This window comes from Sinorhizobium prairiense, from assembly GCF_029201645.2.
GTDB lineage: Bacteria > Pseudomonadota > Alphaproteobacteria > Rhizobiales > Rhizobiaceae > Sinorhizobium > Sinorhizobium meliloti_A.
In genome coordinates this window covers 654,809-674,940 of sequence record NZ_CP104133.1, presented here as the reverse complement: position 1 = coordinate 674,940, position 20,132 = coordinate 654,809, and the positions used below count along the sequence as shown (strand labels likewise).

The window sequence follows — 20,132 nt, the reverse complement described above, 5'->3', positions numbered from 1 at the left end:
TTCAATCGAAACCGGGGTCGCCATCCTCCCCTCGTGCGCTTTCGCCCGACCCGGCATTAGCCTGAACGGAGCGAAACGCCTGCATGGCCGCTGCTCGATCGGCCACCAGTTCACGTTCCAGGGCCCGCAGGTGCTCCGTGTTGAGGCGGGCGGCCCTTTCGCCATCTCCGCTTGCTATCGCTTCGACGATCTCGGAATGCGCGTGATTGCCGCAGAAGCGCGGCTCGGTGTCCGGCCTTGACCAGGAGAGCAGCGGCTGGCGGTTGATGAGGTCACGTATCACCCCGGTCAGCACGTCGTTGCCGGCCATTTCCGCCAGAAGCAGATGGAACCGCCGGGACAGATGCCGGGCTTCTTCCATGCGGCCCTCTTCATAGGCGTTGCGTTCGTCCTCCACGAACGACCGCAGGCGCGCACGCTCCGCCTCGCCGATGGTGCCGGCGAGCTTCTCGACCGTCGCTGTCTCGATCACGATGCGCGCGTCGAATATCTGCCGCGCTTCGTCGGGCGAGCACATGGCGATGGACGCTCCCTTGTTGGGACTGAGTTCCACCAGCCCGGCATGCGCCAGGCGCATGAGCCCGTTGCGTATGGCCGACCTGTTGGCGCCCGAGGCGATGGCCAGCTCGCGCTCGATCAGCCTGGCGCCGGGGGCCACCCGATGATGCATGATCGCCTCGACGATGACCTGGACGACACGTTGCTCGGCCTCAGGCCCGCTCATCGCGGCCCCGGCAGGGGGACGGTATCTTGCACTCCTGAGAAAGGGCGACGCGGCCATCCGAAACACTCCAGATTAGATTGTCAACAATCTATACTTGGATGACCGGATGTCAACGTTATGTGTTATTCGGAAATATCGATGCCTATATTCACGAATCCAGTGTATTTATAGCGTTCATCTTGCAGACTGCTCGCCATTTCCATCGGGCTATCATGCATAAACTTGGCCTAATGAAATAACTTTCGGAATTTTACCGATTCGATCTCCGGAGAAAAACCTGTTTTTATCCGATTGTAACTGATTTCCGGGGGGTGTAATGGAGAATTACATGCCGTTATCTTATTTTATTTCTTGCGGAGCCGCACGCTCCACTGAGCGATGCGGCGCTGCCAGATAATTCATAAGCAAATCGAAACAATATATATCTACTATGAAATTGCCTCAATAATCGCCGCTTCTTAGTCTCCATACAGATCGAATGGGCCAGACGGAATGGGCCAGACGGAATGGAATGGAGTCACTCGATGCATACGGTTCTCGGAACCCGTCATGGCGGCGCCCGCCGTGCACTTCTCCTGCGTGGCTGCCGGATTGCCGGTGAAGCCGCGGCAGGCGCTGAACGCGACATTCTCATAGGGGAAGACGGGCGCATCGCCAGCATCGGCCATCGCCTGGAAGCAGGCCCGGATGTGATCGGCGTCGACCTCCGCGGCGCGCTCGTCTCGCCGGGCTTCGTCGACGTCCACCAGCATCTGGACAAGACTGGCGTCCTCAAATTCACGCCCAATCCCTCGGGAACCTTGCAGGGAGCGCGGGAAGCATTCGCCAGATATGCCCGCCAGGCGCCGGAAGAAGACGTGACGCGACGTGCGGCACGAACCATGGAACGCTGCCTTGCCCGCGGCACCACGGCGATCCGCAGCCACATCGATGTCGACAAGGATGCCGGCTTCAACGGCATCAATGCCTTGGCACGGCTGAGATCGGAATGGGCGGACCGGCTGACGCTGCAACTCGTCGCGTTCATGACGCCGCATCCCAACCAGGATATAGAATGGCTGGAGAAGAACATCGATGCCGCAGCCGAACAGGCCGACGCGGTCGGGGGCACCCCGGCGGTCGCCGAGGACCCGATGCGGTATCTCGACATCCTCTTCGCCGCGGCCGAGCGGCATGGCCGGCCCATCGATCTGCACCTTGACGAACACCTGAACCCCGAACGGCCGCTTTTCGACGCCGTGTTCGAGCGGGTCCGGAGATTTGGCCTGCAGGGTCGCACCCTCCTCGGGCACGCATCCGTCCTGAGCGCGCTGCCGAGGAAGGAATTCGAGCGCATCCGCGACCAGATGGTCGATCTCGACATCGCGGTCGTGACACTGCCTGCGGCCAATCTCTACCTGCAGGGCCGCAGCCACGACATGTTGCCGCCCCGCGGTCTGACGCGCGTCGCCGAACTGATCCGTTCGGGGGTCGCCATCGCGACCGCATCCGACAATATCCAGGACCCGTTCGTGCCGACCGGCTCGGGCGACATGCTCGAGATCGCGCGCTGGACGCTGCTTGCCGGGCATCTGCGGGGCGACGAGCTTGCCACCGCCTATGACATGATCACCGCAATACCGGCACGCATGATGAATCTCGGCACCGATTACGGCATCCGCCAGGGCGCCTGGGCGGACCTCGTCGTCACCGATTGCGAGGATGTCAGCGCGCTCGTCAGCGGAGGTCCCGACTGCATGCAGGTCCTCGCGAAAGGCCGGCCGGTTGCAGCACCCGCATCGCCTGCCATGGAGGCCATACGCGCATTGGAAGATGTCCCCTGAACGGCAACAAGCCGTCGGACGGGCATGATGAGGAGAGGAAGGGAGGAGCATCATGATGATTACGAGAAGAGGCTGTTTGGCGTCGGCGGTCGCAATGGCCGCGCTCATTGCCGCCGGGCCGGCTTTCGCCGGGGGCGCATCGTTCAAGATGGGACTGCTGGTTCCCGGCAGCATTTCGGAAGAAGGATGGAACAGGATAGGCTTCAACGCGCTCAAGGGCGTGGAGAAGGAACTTGGCGCCGAGGTCAGCTATGTCGAGCTGCAGCAGAACCCGGCATCCTTCGAGAAAGCCTTCCGCGACTTCGCCAGCCAGGGCTACAACGTCATTCTCGGGCACGGCTTCGAGTTTCAGGATGCCGCTCTCGAGGTCGCGCCGGAATATCCCGATACGGTCTTTCTCATTTCCTCGAGCTACATATCCGAGGGAAATGTCATCGGCCTCAACACGGATACGAGCCAACCTTTCTACCTGATGGGCGTGATTGCGGCCAAGACGGGGAAGAAGGCGGGTCTCGTCGGAGGGATGGAGATCCCGCCGATAAAGGAGGCCTTCGAGGGTTTCACCAACGGCGTGCGAAGCGTCGCGCCGGACTTCCCCGTCAGTGAAGTCTATATCGGCAACTTCACCGACGCGACCGCGACCAAGGAGGCAAGCCTCAGCCTGATTTCGCAAGGGGCCGACTTCGTGCTGCCGAATGCTTCAGGGGCGACGGTGGGGGGATTCCAGGCAGCCGCGGAATCCGGTGCCGACGTCAAGACGTTCAGCATCTTCAGCGACTACACCTCGGTCGCTCCCAAGAACATTCTCGGGCTTTACGTCGCCGACTATGCCCGGGGCGTCATCCGCATCGTCGGGGACATCAAGAATGGCAAAAAGCCGACGACCAATGTCGAGTTCGGCCTGAAAGATGCCGACGTCATGAGGTTCACCTACAATGATCAGGCTGCAAATCCGGTGACCGAGGACGTGCGCAAATACGTCGATGAGGTGAAGGGCAAGATCGCAGCCGGTGAAATCAAGACCCGGCAGAGATAACGTCCGCAGGTACAAGAAGGATGGGGCACTGCCCGAAGGATCGGGCCGGCCCGGCCGTTCGCATGCGCCCCATCCGGCCACGATAACCGCTTCGATCGATTGTTCGATGGAAAGCTTCAGGCTTTTCCTAATCCGAAGGCAGCAAACTCATGGCAAACAGTGAAAGCGGACAGCCGCTGGCGGTTGTCCCCAGGCCTATGGCGCCCTCTGGCGAGGCCTGCTCGGTCCTTTACGCACGATCATCCAGCCGGTCGCCGCTGTCGTTGTGGCTCTCGCATGCGGGGCGGCGCTTCTTGCCTTCAACGGCTACGAAGCACGCGCCGTGATCGACGTGATGGTACTTGGCGTCTTCCAGGACACCCGCTCGATCGCCGAAATTCTCCTGAAGGCGACGCCGCTGATCCTGATCGGCGTCGGCCTTTGCGTCGCCTTCCGCTGCAGCATCTGGAACATTGGCGCCGAGGGGCAATTCTATGCCGGCGCCATCGCCGCAACCGCTGTGGGCGTTTCCTTCGACGGATTGAGCGCATGGGTCTATGTGCCGCTCGTCATGCTTGCAGGCGCTCTTGCCGGTGCGGCATGGGCGGCGATCGCCGGACTTCTGAAGGTCTATTTCCGGGCGAGCGAGATCGTGACGACGATCATGCTGAATTACATCGCCATCATCATGACGAGCTATCTCGTGACCGGCCCATTGCGGGATGCGGCTGCGGCCTATCCGCAATCCGCCCGGCTGGTCCAGGAGGCGTGGATGCCGCGCATCCTGCCGCCGACCCGCCTCCACATCGGCATCCTCGTCGCCCTGGCGCTTGCCGTCGTGATGTATGTTTTCCTGTTTCGCAGCACCCGGGGCTATGCGCTGAGGGTGGTCGGCATCAGCCCGGACGCCGCGCGCTATGCCGGGATCAGCGTTCCCAGGAACATCATGCTGTCGATCTGCCTGAGCGGCAGCATGGCCGGGCTCGCAGGTGCCTTCGAGATCGCCGGCGTCACCCGGCGGCTCTTTCAGTCGATCTCTCCGGGCTACGGCTTCGAAGGGATCGCCGTCGCTCTTCTCGCAAACAACAATCCGATTGGAGCGGTCTTCTCGGGCCTCTTGTTTGCAATCCTGCGAAGCGGCTCCGAGCTCATGCAGATCACGGCGCAGGTGCCTCAGGTTCTCGTGCTCGTGATTCAGGGCATCGTCATTCTCTCGGTCGTGGGATTTGCCGTGTTGCGGATCCCGTCGATGCGCCCTTCCGAATAGGTGGACCCATGGAAGATGTAGCAAGCCTGAGCTTTCTCGCCGCGACCATCGCAGCCTCATGGCGGCTGGCAGCGCCGCTGATGTTCGCATCAATCGGCGAAGTGTTTTCCGAGCGCGCCGGCGTCCTCAATATCGGCCTCGAAGGCGTGATGCTGGCGGGTGCCTTTGCCGGTTTCGCCGCCGCCTTCACCAGCGGAAGCATCCTGCTCGGAGTCGCCGCGGCGATCGCCGCGGGTGTTCTCGTCGGCCTGTTGTTTGCGTTCTTCACCATCACGATCAAGGCGGACCAGATCGTGGTGGGCGCTGCCATCAACCTGCTCGGCCTCGGCCTGACGGCTTTTCTGTTCCGCGCCTATTTTTCCTCGGCCGGCAAGGGCATCGAGATCGCCAGGCCAATCAATCTGCCGTGGCTGAGCGATCTGCCGTTCTTCGGCGACGCCTTCTTCCGGCAGAACGCCTTTGTCTACAGCACGCTTCCGGTGGCCGCGCTTGCCGTCTTCGTGCTCTACAGGACTTCGTTCGGCCTGACGCTTCGCGCCGTCGGCGAGCATCCCAGGGCTGTCGACGTTTCGGGCCGCAGCGTAGCGCTCTACCGCTATGGCGCGGTGCTCATCTGCTCGGCGCTCGCGGCGCTCGGCGGCGCCTTTCTGACGCTCGCTCACTCCAACCAGTTCGTCGAAGGCATTTCCTCGGGCCGCGGCTTCATCGCCCTTGCGGTGGTGGTCTTTGCGAGATGGTCGCCAATCGGCGCCTTCATCGTCTCGCTGCTCTTCGGGGTGTTCTATGCGTTGCAGCTGCAATTGCAGGCGCAGCCGGTGCTCTTCCTCCCCTATCAGCTCTTCCAGGCGCTGCCCTACGTCATGACGATCGCGGCGCTGATATTCGTCCGAAACCGGGTCGACACACCGAGCATGCTCGGCGTCGCCTACAAGAAAAGCTGAGGGGGAGAAATGACGGGCAAGCAACTGCTTTTGATGGATGGCATCCATAAACGGTTCGGACCGCTCATCGTCAGCGCCGGCGTGACCCTCGACGTCGAAGAGAACGAGATTCACGCGCTGCTCGGCGAAAACGGCGCCGGCAAGACCGTTCTGATGAGCATTCTTTGCGGCGTTCTCTCACCCAATGAAGGGCGGATCGTCTTCAAGGGCCGGCCGCTCAAGCTGGGCTCTCCCCGCGAAGCGATCAAACATCGTATCGGCATGGTGCACCAGCACTTCATGCTGGTCCCCAACCTTACGGTCGCGGAAAACTACGTGCTGGGCCAGGGCTCGCCTTTCAGGGTGATCCGCGACATGAAGGCGGTCCATGCGCGTATTCTGGAGCTCAGCGACCGCTACGGTCTCGACGTCGCGCCCGACGCGCTCGTCTCCAGCCTGTCGGTTGGCGAACAGCAGCGGGTCGAGATCCTCAAGGTGCTCTACCACGGCATCGAACTGTTGATCCTGGACGAGCCGACCGCGGTCCTGACGCCTCAGGAAACCGACCGTCTGCTGCATCTGCTTCGCCAACTCGTCGCGGACGGTAAGACGGTCATCTTCATTTCGCACAAGCTGGACGAGGTGATGCGCGTCAGCGATCGCGTCAGCGTCATGCGCGATGCCAAGGTGGTACGTACCGTGAAAACGTCCGAGACGAACGCGCGCGAACTGGCGCGCATGATGGTCGGCAGAGACGTCCTGATGGATTTGCCGCGCGCACCTCTCGAGCCCGGTCGTGTCGTGCTGTCGGTCGAGCATCTCAGCTGCGACGGCGAAGCCGGGCTTCCGGCACTGCGAGACGTATCTTTCGAGGTCAGAGCCAATGAAATCGTCGGGATCGCAGGCGTCTCCGGCAATGGCCAGAGCGAGCTGGCGCTGGCCCTGACGGGGCTCCGTCCGGTGGCGTCCGGCAGCGTCACGCTCGACGGGACCCAACTGGCGGGCCTGTCGTCCCACGAGATCAATCAATTGCCCATGGCGCATATCCCCGAGGACCGGCACAGGATGGGCATCGTGTTGCCGCTGCCACTGACGGAGAATCTGATCCTCCAGCGGTTCGACAAGCCGCCCTTCTCCTCTCGTGGATTGCTCGACCCGAACGAGATCACGAAGCAGACTCGTGATCTCATGCGGCGCTTCAAGGTCAAGGCGTCGGGACCGGGGGACCGCATCCGGAATTTGTCGGGCGGCAATCAGCAGAAGCTCGTCGTCGGGCGGGAGCTGGACCGCCGGTTCGATTTCCTGCTGATCAATCAGCTTACGCGCGGCATCGACATCGGCGCGACCGAGCTGGTGATGCACAAGATTCTCGAGCAGCGCAGCGCCGGCAAGGCCATTCTGCTGATATCCACGGAGCTCGAGGAACTGTTCACGCTCTCAGACCGCATCCTCGTCATGTATGAAGGCCGCCTCGTCGGCGAAATTCCGCCCGACCGCAGCCGTCTGGAAGAGATCGGGTTGCTGATGGCCGGCAAATCTCCGCTGTCGGCAGCTTGACGACCCCGTCCAAGGCGATCGCGGGTACATCCATTGTTTTTGCGCCAGAAAAAGGGGAACTTGGCTCAAGCGGAACGGGAACAGGCAGCGCTGCTGCCTGTCGCGAGACAGAGAAGTACCGATGAATGTGACACTTCGCCAGTTGCAGGCCTTCATTGCCGTGGCCGAGCTCGGGCGTTTCCACCTGGCGGCCGACCACCTCGGACTGACGCAGTCGGCGATCAGCATCCTGATCAAGGATCTGGAGGTTGCCCTCAAGCACCGGCTCTTCGACCGGCACACACGCATGGTCAGCCTTACGACGGCCGGAGCGGAATTTTTGCCCCAGGCCCGCAAGGTCATGTCGGATCTCGAGATCGCGGTTGCGAATGTGCACGAACTGGCAAGCCTGCAACGCGGCCGGGTCACGATCGCGGCGGCAATCGTGCTGGCCGCGACCTTGCTGCCGCCGGTCATCGCGCGCTTCGTCAAGCGTTATCCCGACATATCGGTACAGGTGCGGGACATGCCGGAGGAGGAGATCCGTTCCGCATTGAAGCGGAACGAGGCGGATCTCGGCATCGGCACCGTTTCCGCCGACGATCCGGAGATCCAGGCCAGCGTGCTGATGCGTGACCAGCTCACCTTGATCTGCCGCTCCGACCACAGGTTCGCGAAGGCGCGGCAGGTGAGCTGGGCAAGCCTCGCAGGCGAAGGCCTGATCGGACTGGCAAAGGACAACCCCCTGCGCGGGCTCGTCGATCGAGCGCTGATCGCCTCCGGTGTCGAGGTCAAGACGAGATACGAGGTGCGATTCTCGACGACGGCGATCAGCATGGTGGCGGAAGGCCTGGGTATAGCGATCCTTCCGGAAAACTCCCGCCAGCTCACGACCAATGTCGACGTCCGGATCGTCGAGCTGGTGGATCCGGTCATCAGCCGCAACATCTCCATTCTGCAATACCGCCAACCCATGCTCTCGCCGGCGGCGGCGAAAATGAAGGAATTTCTCATGGGAGCGAGCCGCAAACTCTCGTGATGCAGGCCACTTCCAGGAAAAGTGCTGAGCGACCTTCCGACCGGACGTGCGTGTGTGAGATCAACTGCCGACCGGTGCGGGGCGAAGACCTCGTCGAAGGTCGGCATGACGAGCCCGGCCGCGCGCCGGCCTGAGCCCCACGTCCATAAAGAACAGATCGGCGTCATCCGGCCGCGTCGGTTCGCCGTTGCTCTTGAAGCGCCCGGCGCATCGACTAGATCATAGATGTTGTCCGCCCCGGAGGTTCCCAACGGAGGCTCACAACGCTTCATGACATCCCGATCCAAGGAGCGTCGCTCATGAAGATAGCCCAGATCGCACCGCTGTTCGAACGTGTACCGCCGAAGCTCTACGGCGGGACCGAGCGCGTCGTTCACCACCTGACGGAAGAGCTCGTCCGGCAGGGCCATGAGGTCACCCTCTTTGCGAGCGGCGACTCGATGACCTCGGCAACGCTCGTTCCCTGCTCGGATATGGCGCTGAGACTGAACCCTGCGGTTCTGGACCCGATTCCCTATCACATGCTGATGCTGGAGGAAGTGCGCCGGCAGGCGAACGGCTTCGACGTCCTGCACTTCCACATCGATCTCCTGCATTTTCCCCTCGTTCGCAACCTCGCCGGAAAGACGGTGACGACGCTGCACGGCCGCCTCGATCTGCCCGACCTCCAGCCCTTCTATGCCGCATTCCCGGATGTTCCCCTGATTTCGATCTCCGACGACCAGCGAAAGCCGATGCCGCCGGTCAATTGGATCGCCACGGTCCATCATGGTCTGGCTCCGGACGTCCTTCCCTTCACCGGCCAGCCGAGGGGCGATTATCTCGCCTTCCTTGGCCGCATCTCGCCCGAAAAGCGGCCCGACCGCGCGATCGAAATCGCTGCCCGGGTCGGCATGCCGCTGAAGATCGCCGCCAAGGTCGACAAAGCGGACGCGGCCTATTGGCTGAACGAGATCGAGCCGCTTGTCCGGCGCTATCCGAACGTCGAATTCATCGGCGAAATAGATGAAGGTCAGAAGGGCGAATTCCTTGGCAACGCACGTGCCCTTCTCTTCCCGATCGACTGGCCCGAACCGTTCGGGCTGGTGATGATCGAGGCGATGGCCTGCGGCACGCCGGTGGTCGCCTTCCGCTGCGGCTCGGTGCCGGAGGTCATCGACCACGGCGTGTCGGGCTTCATCGTCGACGGCATGGAGGAGGCCGTGAAGGCGGTCCACGAACTCGACCGGCTCGATCGCCACACGGTCCGGGCGACCTTCGACAGACGCTTCACCGCCCGACGCATGGCAGATGACTATCTGGATCTCTATCGCGCCGTGGCAGGCGGCGCTCAAAGGGTCCTGCCGATCCATGCGGCGAACGAAAGCGGGGCAGGCCCCGGCTCTACCAGGGTCGCCTGATACCGGATCACGGATGAGTTCTGATCGACCTGAACGCATCGTGATCTACTCGAGGAGCGAAGCGGGATGCGCGTGGAAAACGGCACGCACCTCCCTCATTCTGCTCGCACGCAACGGAGACCGATCCGATGGGAAGCAATCTCTCCGGGGGGCCGGCCCAAGCCGCTCCCGACGTGACATCTGCGGACGACCTGGGGCCTGCAGCGGTTTCGCGTTACGAGCGAAGCTCCAGATCCCTGAAGCACGGCGATACCTTCGCCGTGTTCGATCACAACGGCGACGCATTTTCCTCTCCTTCCAATCCGGAGGGGATCTTCCACCGCGACACCCGCCATCTGTCGCAGTTCGTGCTGACGTTGAACGGCGCCCGGTCGCTGTTGCTGAGTTCCACGCTCAGGGACGACAATGCCACGCTCGACTGCGATCTCACCAATCCGGCTCTCGTGCTCGATCCCGGTGGCGAGGTGTTGAAGCATGACCTCATTCACGTGCGCCGTACCCGGTTCCTCTGGCAGGAGGCATGCTACGAGCGCCTGGTCTTCCGAAACTTCGATGAAGTGCCGAGAAGGCTGCAGGTCGAATTGTCCTTCGCCGCCGACTTCGCCGACCTTTTCGAGGTGCGGGGCACCCCCAGGCGGCGCCGCGGCACCCATCACAGCGCGCTGGTCGGCAACGCCCGGGTCGTTCTGGCCTATGACGGCCTCGACGGCCAGACCCGCAGCACGACGCTCCGCTTCGATCCGGAACCGGAGAGGCTCACCGGACAGGAGGCGAGCTTTGTCGTCGAGCTCGCGCCGCACCAGGCGCAATCGATCTTCATCGAGATCGTCTGCAACAGTGTCCGGGACAACCCGCACCCGCCGTCCTTCAACTTCTTTCTGGCGTTGCGGGATGCCAGGAGGGCGCTGCGCTACTCGGCCTCGCGCGCCGCTGCGGTGGTCACCTCCAACGCCGTCTTCAACGAAGCCGTCAGGCGCAGCGTCGCCGATCTCTACATGCTGCTCACGGAAACCCCCGAAGGTCCCTACCCTTACGCCGGAATTCCCTGGTTCAGCACCGTCTTCGGCCGCGACGCGCTCATCACCGCGCTCGAAACACTGTGGCTCGACCCGGCAATCGCGAAAGGCGTGCTCAGGCATCTGGCCGCCAACCAGGCGACCGATTTCGACCCCGCCGCCGATGCGGAGCCGGGCAAGATCCTGCATGAGATGCGCTACGGCGAAATGGCGGAACTCGGCGAGGTGCCCTTCCGGCGCTATTACGGCAGCATCGACTCGACCCCTCTCTTCATCATGCTTGCCGGCGCCTATCTCGATCGCACCGGCGATCTCGATACGGTGCGGAGCCTCTGGCCGAACGTGGTGGCGGCACTTGACTGGATCGACCGTTTCGGCGACCGCGACGGCGACGGCTTCGTCGAATATGGAAGCCGCACCGCAAAGGGCCTGGTGAACCAGTGCTGGAAGGACAGCCACGATTCGATCTTCCATGCCGGGGGCAATCTGGCCTCGGGGCCGATCGCGGCCGCCGAAGTACAGGCCTATGTCTTCGGCGCCTGGCAGGCGGCCGCCCGATTGTCGCGCAAGCTCGGCCATGCCGAGGATGCGCTGAGGCTCGAACGACGGGCCGAAGACCTGCGCATCCGGTTCGACACGGCCTTCTACGACGATGAGCTCGGAACCTATTCGCTGGCCCTCGACGGGGACAAGAACCCCTGCCGCGTCCGCTCTTCCAATGCGGGCCATGCCCTCTTCACCGGCATCGCCCTGCCGGAGCGCGCCGGCAGGGTGGTGTCGACGCTGATGGCGCAATCCTCCTTCTGCGGCTGGGGCGTGCGCACGATCGCCGCCTCGGAAGCGCGCTACAATCCGATGAGCTACCACAACGGCTCCGTCTGGCCACACGACAATGCGCTGATCGCGGCAGGCTTCGTGCGCTACGGCTTTCAAGCAGAGGCGGCGAGCATTTTCGAAGGGCTGTTCGCGGCCTCCACCTACACCGACCTCAGACGTCTGCCGGAGCTATTTTGCGGCTTCGCGCGCCAGCGCGCCCGCGGGCCCACCTTCTATCCGGTTTCCTGCGTGCCGCAGGCCTGGGCGGCGGCGGCGCCCCTCTATCTGCTCCAGTCGATGATCGGCCTCGGCTTCGATGCCGGGAGGATGCATGTGACCTTGCACGAACCGACGCTCCCGCCCTTCCTGGACGAGGTCGTGCTGAAACGGCTGCGAGTCGGTTCGGGGATGGTTGACATAGCCCTGAGACGGTCGAGATCCCAGGTCGTGGTCGACGTCCTGGACCGGAGAGGCGGAGTGAAGGTGCTGACGACGCATTGAGTTGGAACGTTGCGGGAGCATCGCAGGCTGCTCCCGGTCCGGCCAATCAACACTAATGCATTAGTGTATTGCACCGTGTTTCCCGCCATGCTACATCGGCGTGGAAGATCCACCTGTCGGGAATATCCAAGCCAATGACATCCACACTTCGAAGCGCACGGTGGTTTGCCCCCGATGACCTGCGCTCTTCCGGTCACCGCTCCCGCCTGATGCAGATGGGCTATGACGCCAAGGACTGGGGCGAGAAGCCGATCATAGCCATCCTGAACACATGGTCGGATCTCAATCCGTGCCACGCTCATTTCAAGCACCGGATCGAGGACGTGAAACGCGGCGTGCTGCAGGCCGGCGGCTTTCCCGTCGAACTGCCGGTGCAGTCGCTCTCGGAAAGCTCGCTCAAGCCGACGACGATGCTCTATCGGAATTTCCTCGCCATGGAGGCCGAGGAATTGCTGCGCGGCCATCCGATCGACGGCGCCGTGCTGATGGGCGGGTGCGACAAGACCACGCCTGCCCTCGTCATGGGGGCCATCAGTGCCGGCCTCCCGATGATCTTCCTGCCGGCCGGCCCGATGCTGCGCGGGCACTACAAGGGCGAGCATCTCGGCTCCGGCTCGGATGCGTGGAAGTACTGGGACGAGCGCCGTGCGGGAACGATAACGGATGAGCAATGGGTCGGCGTGGAGGAGGGGATCGCCCGCTCCTACGGCCACTGCATGACCTTCGGAACGGCAAGCACGATGACGGCGATCGCCGAGTCGCTCGGTTTGACGCTTCCCGGCGCAAGCTCCATCCCCGCCGCCGACGCCAACCACATCCGCATGAGCACGCGATGCGGCAGGCGGATCGTCGAGATGGTGCACGAGAAGCTGGGACCTGAGCAGATCATTACCGAAAAATCGGTCGCAAATGCGAGTGCAGTGGCGATGGCGACGGGCTGTTCGACCAATGCCGTGGTGCATCTCATCGCCATGGCGCGACGCGCCGGGGTGCCGCTGACGCTCGAAGATCTAGACCGGGTCAGCCGTACGACGCCGGTGATCGCCAATATCAGGCCCTCCGGCAAGCAGTACCTGATGGAGGACTTCTACTATGCCGGCGGGCTTCGCGCACTGATGGCCGAAATGAAGGAGCTCCTGCATCTCGACGCGATGACGGTGAGCGGATTTCCCCTGGGGGCGACGCTGGAAGGGGCGGAGGTGTACAATTCCGACGTCATCCGGCCGCTTTCGAACCCGATCTATCATGAAGGCTCGCTCGCCGTCCTGAAGGGCAATCTGGCGCCGGATGGCTGCGTCGTGAAGCCGTCCGCCTGCGAGGAGCGGCTGCGGGTCCATGAGGGGCCGGCGCTCGTCTTCGACAGCTATCCGGAGATGAAGGCCGCCATCGACGACGAGGATCTCGACGTCACGCCCGACCACGTGCTCATCCTCAGAAATGCGGGGCCCAAGGGCGGGCCCGGCATGCCCGAATGGGGCATGCTGCCGATCCCGAAAAAAATCCTGAAGCAGGGCTGCCGTGATATGCTGCGCATCTCCGACGCCCGCATGAGCGGGACGAGCTACGGCGCCTGCATCCTGCACGTGGCGCCGGAGTCCCATGTCGGCGGCCCCCTTTCGCTCGTCAGGACCGGAGACATCATCCGCGTCGACGTCCCCAACCGGACGATCGACATGCTGGTCGACGAAGCGACCTTGGCGAAACGCCGCGCCGAATGGACGCGGCCCGCCGACAGATACGAACGAGGCTATGGCTGGATGTTCTCGAAGCACATCAAGCAGGCCAATGAGGGCTGCGATTTCGACTTTCTCGAAACTGCCTTCGGCGCCCCCGTGGGCGAGCCCGACATTTTCTGATTTCACGAAATTCCAGGGAGGAAACATGACCACCTATGTTCTGTCCGACGAGACACGCAGGAAATTCGAAGGCGTAAGCTGCGCCACCTTATGCACCGCCCTCTTCAAGCGCGGCCTGCGCAACCAGTTCATCCAGGACGTTCGTCCGGTCTCGCCGAAGGCGAAGAACATGGTCGGCCAGGCCTTTACCCTTCGATACATCCCGGCCCGCGAGGACCTGAACCAGCTTTCCGTCTTTCAAAATCCCGAACACCCGCAACGCGCGGCCGTGGAGAAGTGCCCACCCGGTTTCGTCATGGTGATGGATAGCCGGAAGGATCCGCGGGCGGCTTCCGCGGGCTCGATCCTGGTTTCGCGGCTGATGGTGCGCGGCGTCGCGGGTGTCGTCACCGACGGCGGCTTCCGGGACAGCCCGGAAATCGGCGAACTCGACATCCCCGCCTATCACAGCCGTCCTTCCGCGCCGACGAACCTGACGCTGCACCAGGCGCTCGACATCAACGTTCCGATCGGCTGCGGCGACGTCGCCGTCTGGCCGGGAGACGTCGTCGTCGGGGATCGCGAAGGCGTGGTCATCGTCCCCGCCCATCTCGCCGATGAGATCGCCGCCGAAGCCGTCGAGATGACGGCCTTCGAAGACTTCGTCACCGAGGAGGTCCTGAAGGGCCGCTCCATCATCGGCCTCTATCCCGCCACCAAGGATGAGACGAAGACGGAATTTGCCGCCTGGCGCCGGGCCAAGGGACGCTAGGCATGACGATGCTTAGGGACATCACCATCCTTCAGGCCGCCGAACTGCCGGAAAAGACCGATCTGGAACTGAAGGAAACCTTCAATACCGTCCGGCTGCCGAAGGATGCCTCGGCGATCGGGCCGTTTCTTTCCGAATACGGAGCACGGGTTCGCGGCATCGCCGTCAGGCACGCCCATATCGATGCGGCCATGCTCGACCGCCTGCCGGCGCTGGAGATCATCTCCAGCTACAGTGCCGGTCTCGACGGCATCGACGTCGAGACCGCGCATGCCCGTGGCGTCGTCGTCCGCAACACCTCGAAGATCCTTGCCGAGGATGTCGCCGATCTTGCGCTTGCACTAAGCATTTCGGCCACGCGCGGCCTCATGCGCGGCCACGATTTCGTGCGCGAGGGTAAGTGGGGCGAGAGCGCCTTCCCGCTCGGCCGCTCGCTGAGATCTATGAAGACGGGGATCGTCGGGCTTGGACATATCGGCTCGGCGGTCGCCGCCCGGCTGAGCGTGATGGGAGCGCCGACCGCCTATTACGGCCCGAGACGAAAGCCTGTCGACCTTCCCTATTTCGACGGCATCGAGGCGCTCGCGGCCTGGGCCGATCTTCTGATCGTCACCTGTCCCGCCACTCCCGAGACGATCGGCCTCGTCGACGGCGCCGTGCTCGCGAGCCTCGGCCCGGAAGGCTATCTGGTAAACGTCTCGCGCGGCACGATCGTCGACGAACAGGCGCTCATCACGGCGCTCGCCGGAAACAGCATTGCCGGCGCGGCACTCGACGTCTTCGAGAAGGAGCCCTTCGTCCCGGAAGCGCTCCGCGCCGATCCGCGCGTCGTCCTCTCGCCGCACATGGGCAGCGGTACGCGCGAGACGCGGCAGCAGATGGGCGACAGCATGGTTGCCGCATTGGTGGAGCATTTCGAGAGCCGCCACGCGTGATCGTTCGCAAGAACCCCTCCCCACCCCCGCCGCACAGGTGGGAGGGGCATTCGTTCCTTGCATTGCACGCTCGCGGCCCCGTCCCTATACTCGCCTCCTCCCCTCGCGGTGAAAGAGCAAGGCGATCGCCCCAAGGATGATCGCTCCGCCGATCACGACCTCCAGCCGGATCGGCTCGCCGAAAAGCACCAGGCCAAGAACGAGGGCGATCGGCAGCCGGATGAAGTCCACGATAACCAGCAGCGAAGCGTCGGCGAGCTTCATTGCCCTCGCGAAGGAGAGCTGGGCGAAAAGGCCGCCGATACCCTGCAGCGCCATGAGGGCGAGGCTGAACAGCGAAGGCGTCTGCCAGAAGGGCAGAGCCATGACGAAAGCCACGGGCACCGTCACGAGCAGGTTCAGCCAGGCGATGCTGAGCGGGTCCTCGCGCTCGGCCGAAACCTTCATCAACAGCGCGACAATGGCGAGACCGACCGCTGACGCCAGCGCCCAGGCCGCGCCTGACTGGAAGGTTGCGGCGCCCGGCCTGACGACGATCAGAATACCGGCGAAGCCGGCAATGAGGCTGAGGACCCGGGCGAAGGCAAACCGCTCCCCGAGGAAAAGTACCGACCCGAGCGCGACGAAGAGCGGCATGGTGAAGGCGATCGCGGTCGCGGAGGCCAGAGGTATCTCGGTGACGGCAATGAAGGCCGCGACGAGCGCCAGAAGCTTGACGACGGCCCTGATCGCATGGACGGAGAAATGCATCGACCGGCCGCTGAATTGCGCGATGCCGAGCGGAAATCCGCGGCGGCACAGCATCAGATAGAGCGCGATCAGGCTGGCAAGGTTACGGAAGAAGACGATGCCGATCGGGTGGACCTCCCCGGCCACGAAGCGCACGATGACGCCGTCCATCGCCGCGACCAGGGAATTTGCCCCCATCAGCAGGGCTCCGGCGACGGCCGCAGGCAGGGCGATCTTCGTCATGCCGCGTCGGCGGCTGTCTGCCACTTCGGCTTCGGAGTCGCATTGATGAGCTGGCGCGTATAGGCATGTTGCGGGTTGCGGAAGATCTCTTCCGTCGTCGCGTGCTCGACGATCTCGCCGCTCTTCATGACGATGATGCGATCGGCAAAGTGACGAACGATCGGCAGATCATGGGTTATGAAGATGTAGGCAAGGCCCAGCCGGTCACGCAATTCCGCCAGAAGGTCGATGACCTGCACCTGCACCGAGACGTCGAGCGCCGAGACGGCTTCGTCGCAGACGACGAGTTCCGGATCGCAGGCAAGCGCTCGGGCAATGGCGATGCGCTGCCGCTGGCCCCCTGAGAACTGGTGCGGATAGCGTTTGGCGTGCTCTGGATTTAAGCCGACGAGCCCCAGCAATTCGGTGACCCGGTCGCGCCAGCGCGCCTTCTCCAGAATGTCCTTGTGGATGCGCCACGGCTCCGAGACGATGTCGAACACCGTCATGCGCGGGTTCATCGAACTGTAGGGGTCCTGGAACACCATCTGCACCTTCCGGCGGAAGGCCAGCAGTTGCTTGCGGTCCATCTTCAGCACGTCGCGTCCGTGAAACAGCGCCTGGCCGCCGGAAGCCTCGTTCAGGCCCAGAAGCACGCGCGCGACGGTCGATTTGCCGGAGCCGCTCTCGCCGACGATCCCGATCGTCTCGCCGGCTGCGACGTCGAAGCTCAGTTTCTTGACTGCATGCAAGCGCGCCGGCTTCGCAAAAAACCCGGACGAGAGCGTGTAGAACTTGTCGATGTTCTTCACTTCCAGGATCGGTTTCCCGGCCGGCCGCGGCGGCCTCGCCGGCGCTCCATCGTCGGCATGCGGGAGGGCATTGATCAGCGTCCGCGTGTAGCTGTGGGCGGGATTTTCGAAGACGGCGCGGGCTTCGCCCTCCTCCACGATGCGGCCGGCCTTCATGACGATCACCCGGTCGGCCATATTGGCGGCGACCTCGAGGTCATGGGTGATCATGATGATGGCAAGGCCCTCTTCGGCCTGCAGCTTCTTCAGAAGCTCGAGGATCTGCGCCTGCACGCTCACGTCGAGTGCCGTCGTCGGCTCGTCGGCAATCAGGATTTCCGGCTTGAGCGCGATCGCCATGCCGATCATGATGCGCTGGCGCTGGCCGCCGGAAAACTGGTGCGGATACTGGTCGATGCGCTTCTCCGGCTCCGAGATGCCCACGCGCCTCAATATGTCGACCGCCCTTTGCCGAGCCTCGGCACCGGTCGCAACTCCGTGGACACTGAACACCTCCTCCAGCTGCCAGCCGATCGTATAGACGGGGTTCAGATGGGAGAGCGGGTCCTGGAAGATCATCGCGATCCTCCGGCCGTTGAGGTCCCGCCGCTCACCCTCCGAAAACGAGGAGAGATCGCGCCCGCGATAGGCGACCGAACCCGCGCAGATATCGCCCGGAGGCGTGTCGATGAGCCCCATGATCGCACTCGCGCTGACCGACTTGCCGGAGCCGGACTCGCCCAGGATCACGAGCGTCTCGCCGGCGTCGACATGAAAGCTGACCCCGCTCGTCGCACGGAAGGCACCTCCGAGCGACAGGAAATCCACGGTCAGATCCTTGACCTCGAGGAGGTGTGGGCCGGTCATTTGCGTTTCTCCGGAATGCCCTTCTTCGAGCGGGCGAGTTCGATCCGCCACCGCTGCTGCGGATCGGCATAGGTGCGCCACCAGCTCGACAGGATATTGAGCGAAAGCGTCGTCAAAAGGATCGCCAGGCCCGGCCAGAAGGCGATCCACCAGGCGGTCGAGAGGTAGCCGCGACCGGTCGCGACCATGGCTCCCCAGGTGAATTCAGGCGCCTGGATGCCGAGGCCGAGGAAGCTCAGCGACGACTCGGCGAGAACGACGGTCGCGAAGTCGATGGCTCCGATCGTGACCAGCGTCGGCAGCACGATCGGGGCGATGTGACGGAAAAGGATGCGTGTGTGGTTGGCGCCGAGCGCGACGGCGGCGCTGACGAACATCCGCTCTCTCACCTCGAGCACTTCCGCACGCGTGGTGCGCAGATAGATCGGCACGCGGGTGATCGCCAGCACCAGAATGAGGTTGGTGACGGAAGGGCCCAGGCTGAAGAGGACGATCAGCGCCAGCAGCAGCGAAGGAAAGCTCATCACGATGTCAGCACCGCGCATGATCATCGTGCCGGCGGCGCCTCGCGAATAGCCGGCAATCAAGCCGAGCATGCCGCCGATGACGACCGAGCAGAGCACCGCAAAGAACGCAATGCCGATCGTGTTCTGCGCACCCACCACGAGGCGCGCGAGCAGGCTGCGGCCGAGCGTGTCGGCGCCGAGCACATAGGTCCAACCCTGAGACAGGCTGAACGGCGCCATGTTTCGTGCGCGGAAATTCGGTTTGTCGATGAGGTCGCCCATCAGCCACGGACCGAAAACGGCGCATGCGACCACGACCAGCAGGAAGATCACGGCGGCGAGCGCCAGCCAGTCCCGGCTGACGAGACGCAGTATCTGAAAACGCGAGACTTTCGTCTCGGGGGTATCGGCGGAAGTCGTCATGGCCGTCGCACTCATCTCGTTTCAAACCTTATGCGTGGATCGAGCCGCGCATAGACGAGGTCTATCGCGATGTTCAGGACGAAGATGGCAATCGCCGTCACCAGCACCGTCGCCTGGATGAGCGCGAAGTCGCGCCGTACGATCGCGTCGATCATGAGCTTGCCGATCCCCGGCCAGCCGAAGATGGTTTCCACGACGACGGCGCCGTTGACGAGGCTTGCGGCAAGGTCGCCGGCGACGGTGATGACCGGGAGGAGCGAGTTGCGCAGGGCGTGCCGGAAGACAATCCGGGACCGGTTCACGCCCTTGGCCCGCGCGGTCTTCACATAGGGCGAGGCAAGCGCACCCATCATCGTGCCGCGAACGACCTGGACCAGCAGGCCGAAGGGTCTGAGGGTCAGCACGAAGATCGGCATGATCCAATGCAGCGCCGTTCCCGTCCCGGAGGTCGGAAGCAGGCCCAGTCCGACGGAGAAGACAAGGATCGCCACGATCGCAACCCAGAAATCCGGGGCGCTGGCGCCCGCCAGCGACGCGGTGCTCGCGATCTTGTCGAACAGGCTGTTCGGGCGTGCCGCGGCAAGCGATCCGACGACGACGGCGAGACAGAGAGAAAGAACGATCGCGATCACGGCGAGCTTCAGCGTTTGCGGAAAGGCCTCGAGCGCTACTTCCATGGCCGGCCGGTTGCGGCTCAGCGCGTCCCCGAAATCGAAGCGCGCGAGATCGACCAGGTAACGGCCGAATTGCACGACCAGGGGATCGTTGAAGCCGTGCGCTTCCGAGAAGGCCTGACGCTGCGCTTCGGAAGAATCGAGCGGCAGATAGAGATAGGCCGGATCGCCGGTAAGCCTCGAGAGGAAGAAGACGAGCACCAGAAGTCCGATCACCGCGATCAGGCTCTGGCCGGCGCGTCTGAGAATGAAAGCGAACACGGCGTTTCCTTTCCACCGTAATCAAGGAGGGCGCCGCGACGTGAGACACGCCGCGGCGGC

15 protein-coding genes and 1 pseudogene are annotated in these 20,132 nt (G+C 63.4%); 11 read left to right on the top strand and 5 right to left on the bottom strand.

What is annotated here, in order from left to right; genetic code table 11:
• Position 1 precedes the first annotated feature (1 nt).
• Positions 2–781 (bottom strand): GntR family transcriptional regulator, encoded by a 780-nt coding sequence (locus tag N0Q91_RS26420; protein WP_100670868.1) that lies wholly within the window; start codon positions 779–781, stop codon positions 2–4.
• A gap of 467 nt (positions 782–1,248) precedes the next feature.
• Here N0Q91_RS26420 and N0Q91_RS26415 point away from each other — a divergent pair, with 467 nt between their 5' ends.
• The 11 genes and pseudogenes from N0Q91_RS26415 (at position 1,249) to N0Q91_RS26365 (ending at position 15,599) form a co-directional block, all read left to right on the top strand.
• Positions 1,249–2,547: an amidohydrolase family protein gene (locus N0Q91_RS26415; protein ID WP_275599610.1), complete on the top strand. Its 1,299-nt coding sequence runs from the start codon at positions 1,249–1,251 to the stop codon at positions 2,545–2,547.
• Positions 2,548–2,599: 52 nt separating this feature from the next.
• Positions 2,600–3,583 carry a BMP family protein gene (locus tag N0Q91_RS26410; RefSeq protein ID WP_275599609.1) on the top strand — a complete coding sequence of 328 codons (984 nt, stop codon included), beginning with the start codon at positions 2,600–2,602 and terminating at the stop codon, positions 3,581–3,583.
• 149 nt (positions 3,584–3,732) lie between these two features.
• Positions 3,733–4,829 (top strand): annotated as a pseudogene (locus N0Q91_RS26405) (ABC transporter permease).
• An 8-nt stretch (positions 4,830–4,837) separates the two neighbouring features.
• Positions 4,838–5,770, top strand: a complete 933-nt coding sequence (locus tag N0Q91_RS26400; protein WP_275599607.1) for an ABC transporter permease — start codon at positions 4,838–4,840, stop codon at positions 5,768–5,770.
• Between the two features lie 9 nt (positions 5,771–5,779).
• Positions 5,780–7,306, top strand: coding sequence for an ABC transporter ATP-binding protein (locus tag N0Q91_RS26395; RefSeq protein WP_275599606.1), 1,527 nt, complete (start codon positions 5,780–5,782; stop codon positions 7,304–7,306).
• Positions 7,307–7,427: 121 nt separating this feature from the next.
• Positions 7,428–8,324 carry a LysR family transcriptional regulator gene (locus N0Q91_RS26390; RefSeq protein WP_013850166.1) on the top strand — a complete coding sequence of 299 codons (897 nt, stop codon included), beginning with the start codon at positions 7,428–7,430 and terminating at the stop codon, positions 8,322–8,324.
• A gap of 299 nt (positions 8,325–8,623) precedes the next feature.
• Positions 8,624–9,724, top strand: a complete 1,101-nt coding sequence (locus tag N0Q91_RS26385; RefSeq protein ID WP_275599605.1) for a glycosyltransferase family 4 protein — start codon at positions 8,624–8,626, stop codon at positions 9,722–9,724.
• Between the two features lie 128 nt (positions 9,725–9,852).
• The gene (locus N0Q91_RS26380) at positions 9,853–12,057 is read left to right on the top strand and encodes an amylo-alpha-1,6-glucosidase (protein WP_275599604.1); all 2,205 of its coding nucleotides are present in this window, start codon (positions 9,853–9,855) and stop codon (positions 12,055–12,057) included.
• Positions 12,058–12,191: 134 nt separating this feature from the next.
• Entirely contained in the window at positions 12,192–13,913 is a 1,722-nt protein-coding gene (gene araD / locus N0Q91_RS26375) for an L-arabinonate dehydratase (RefSeq protein ID WP_275599603.1), read from the top strand.
• Positions 13,914–13,938: 25 nt separating this feature from the next.
• Positions 13,939–14,664 carry a ribonuclease activity regulator RraA gene (locus N0Q91_RS26370; RefSeq protein WP_127708420.1) on the top strand — a complete coding sequence of 242 codons (726 nt, stop codon included), beginning with the start codon at positions 13,939–13,941 and terminating at the stop codon, positions 14,662–14,664.
• A 2-nt stretch (positions 14,665–14,666) separates the two neighbouring features.
• Entirely contained in the window at positions 14,667–15,599 is a 933-nt protein-coding gene (locus N0Q91_RS26365) for a 2-hydroxyacid dehydrogenase (RefSeq protein ID WP_275599602.1), read from the top strand.
• 84 nt (positions 15,600–15,683) lie between these two features.
• On the opposite strand, the gene N0Q91_RS26360 is transcribed toward N0Q91_RS26365, so the two are convergent.
• The 4 genes from N0Q91_RS26360 to N0Q91_RS26345 are packed head-to-tail and all read right to left on the bottom strand — an operon-like array spanning position 15,684 to position 20,072.
• A complete protein-coding gene (locus N0Q91_RS26360; RefSeq protein ID WP_275599601.1) occupies positions 15,684–16,571 on the bottom strand; it encodes a DMT family transporter in 888 nt (295 codons plus the stop codon).
• The gene (locus N0Q91_RS26355) at positions 16,568–18,208 is read right to left on the bottom strand and encodes an ABC transporter ATP-binding protein (protein WP_275599600.1); all 1,641 of its coding nucleotides are present in this window, start codon (positions 18,206–18,208) and stop codon (positions 16,568–16,570) included. The genes N0Q91_RS26360 and N0Q91_RS26355 overlap by 4 nt, the downstream gene beginning before the upstream one ends.
• Positions 18,205–19,152: an ABC transporter permease gene (locus tag N0Q91_RS26350; protein WP_018095928.1), complete on the bottom strand. Its 948-nt coding sequence runs from the start codon at positions 19,150–19,152 to the stop codon at positions 18,205–18,207. Before N0Q91_RS26350 ends, N0Q91_RS26355 begins: the two co-directional genes overlap by 4 nt.
• Positions 19,149–20,072 carry an ABC transporter permease gene (locus tag N0Q91_RS26345; protein ID WP_003532182.1) on the bottom strand — a complete coding sequence of 308 codons (924 nt, stop codon included), beginning with the start codon at positions 20,070–20,072 and terminating at the stop codon, positions 19,149–19,151. Before N0Q91_RS26345 ends, N0Q91_RS26350 begins: the two co-directional genes overlap by 4 nt.
• Positions 20,073–20,132 lie beyond the last annotated feature (60 nt).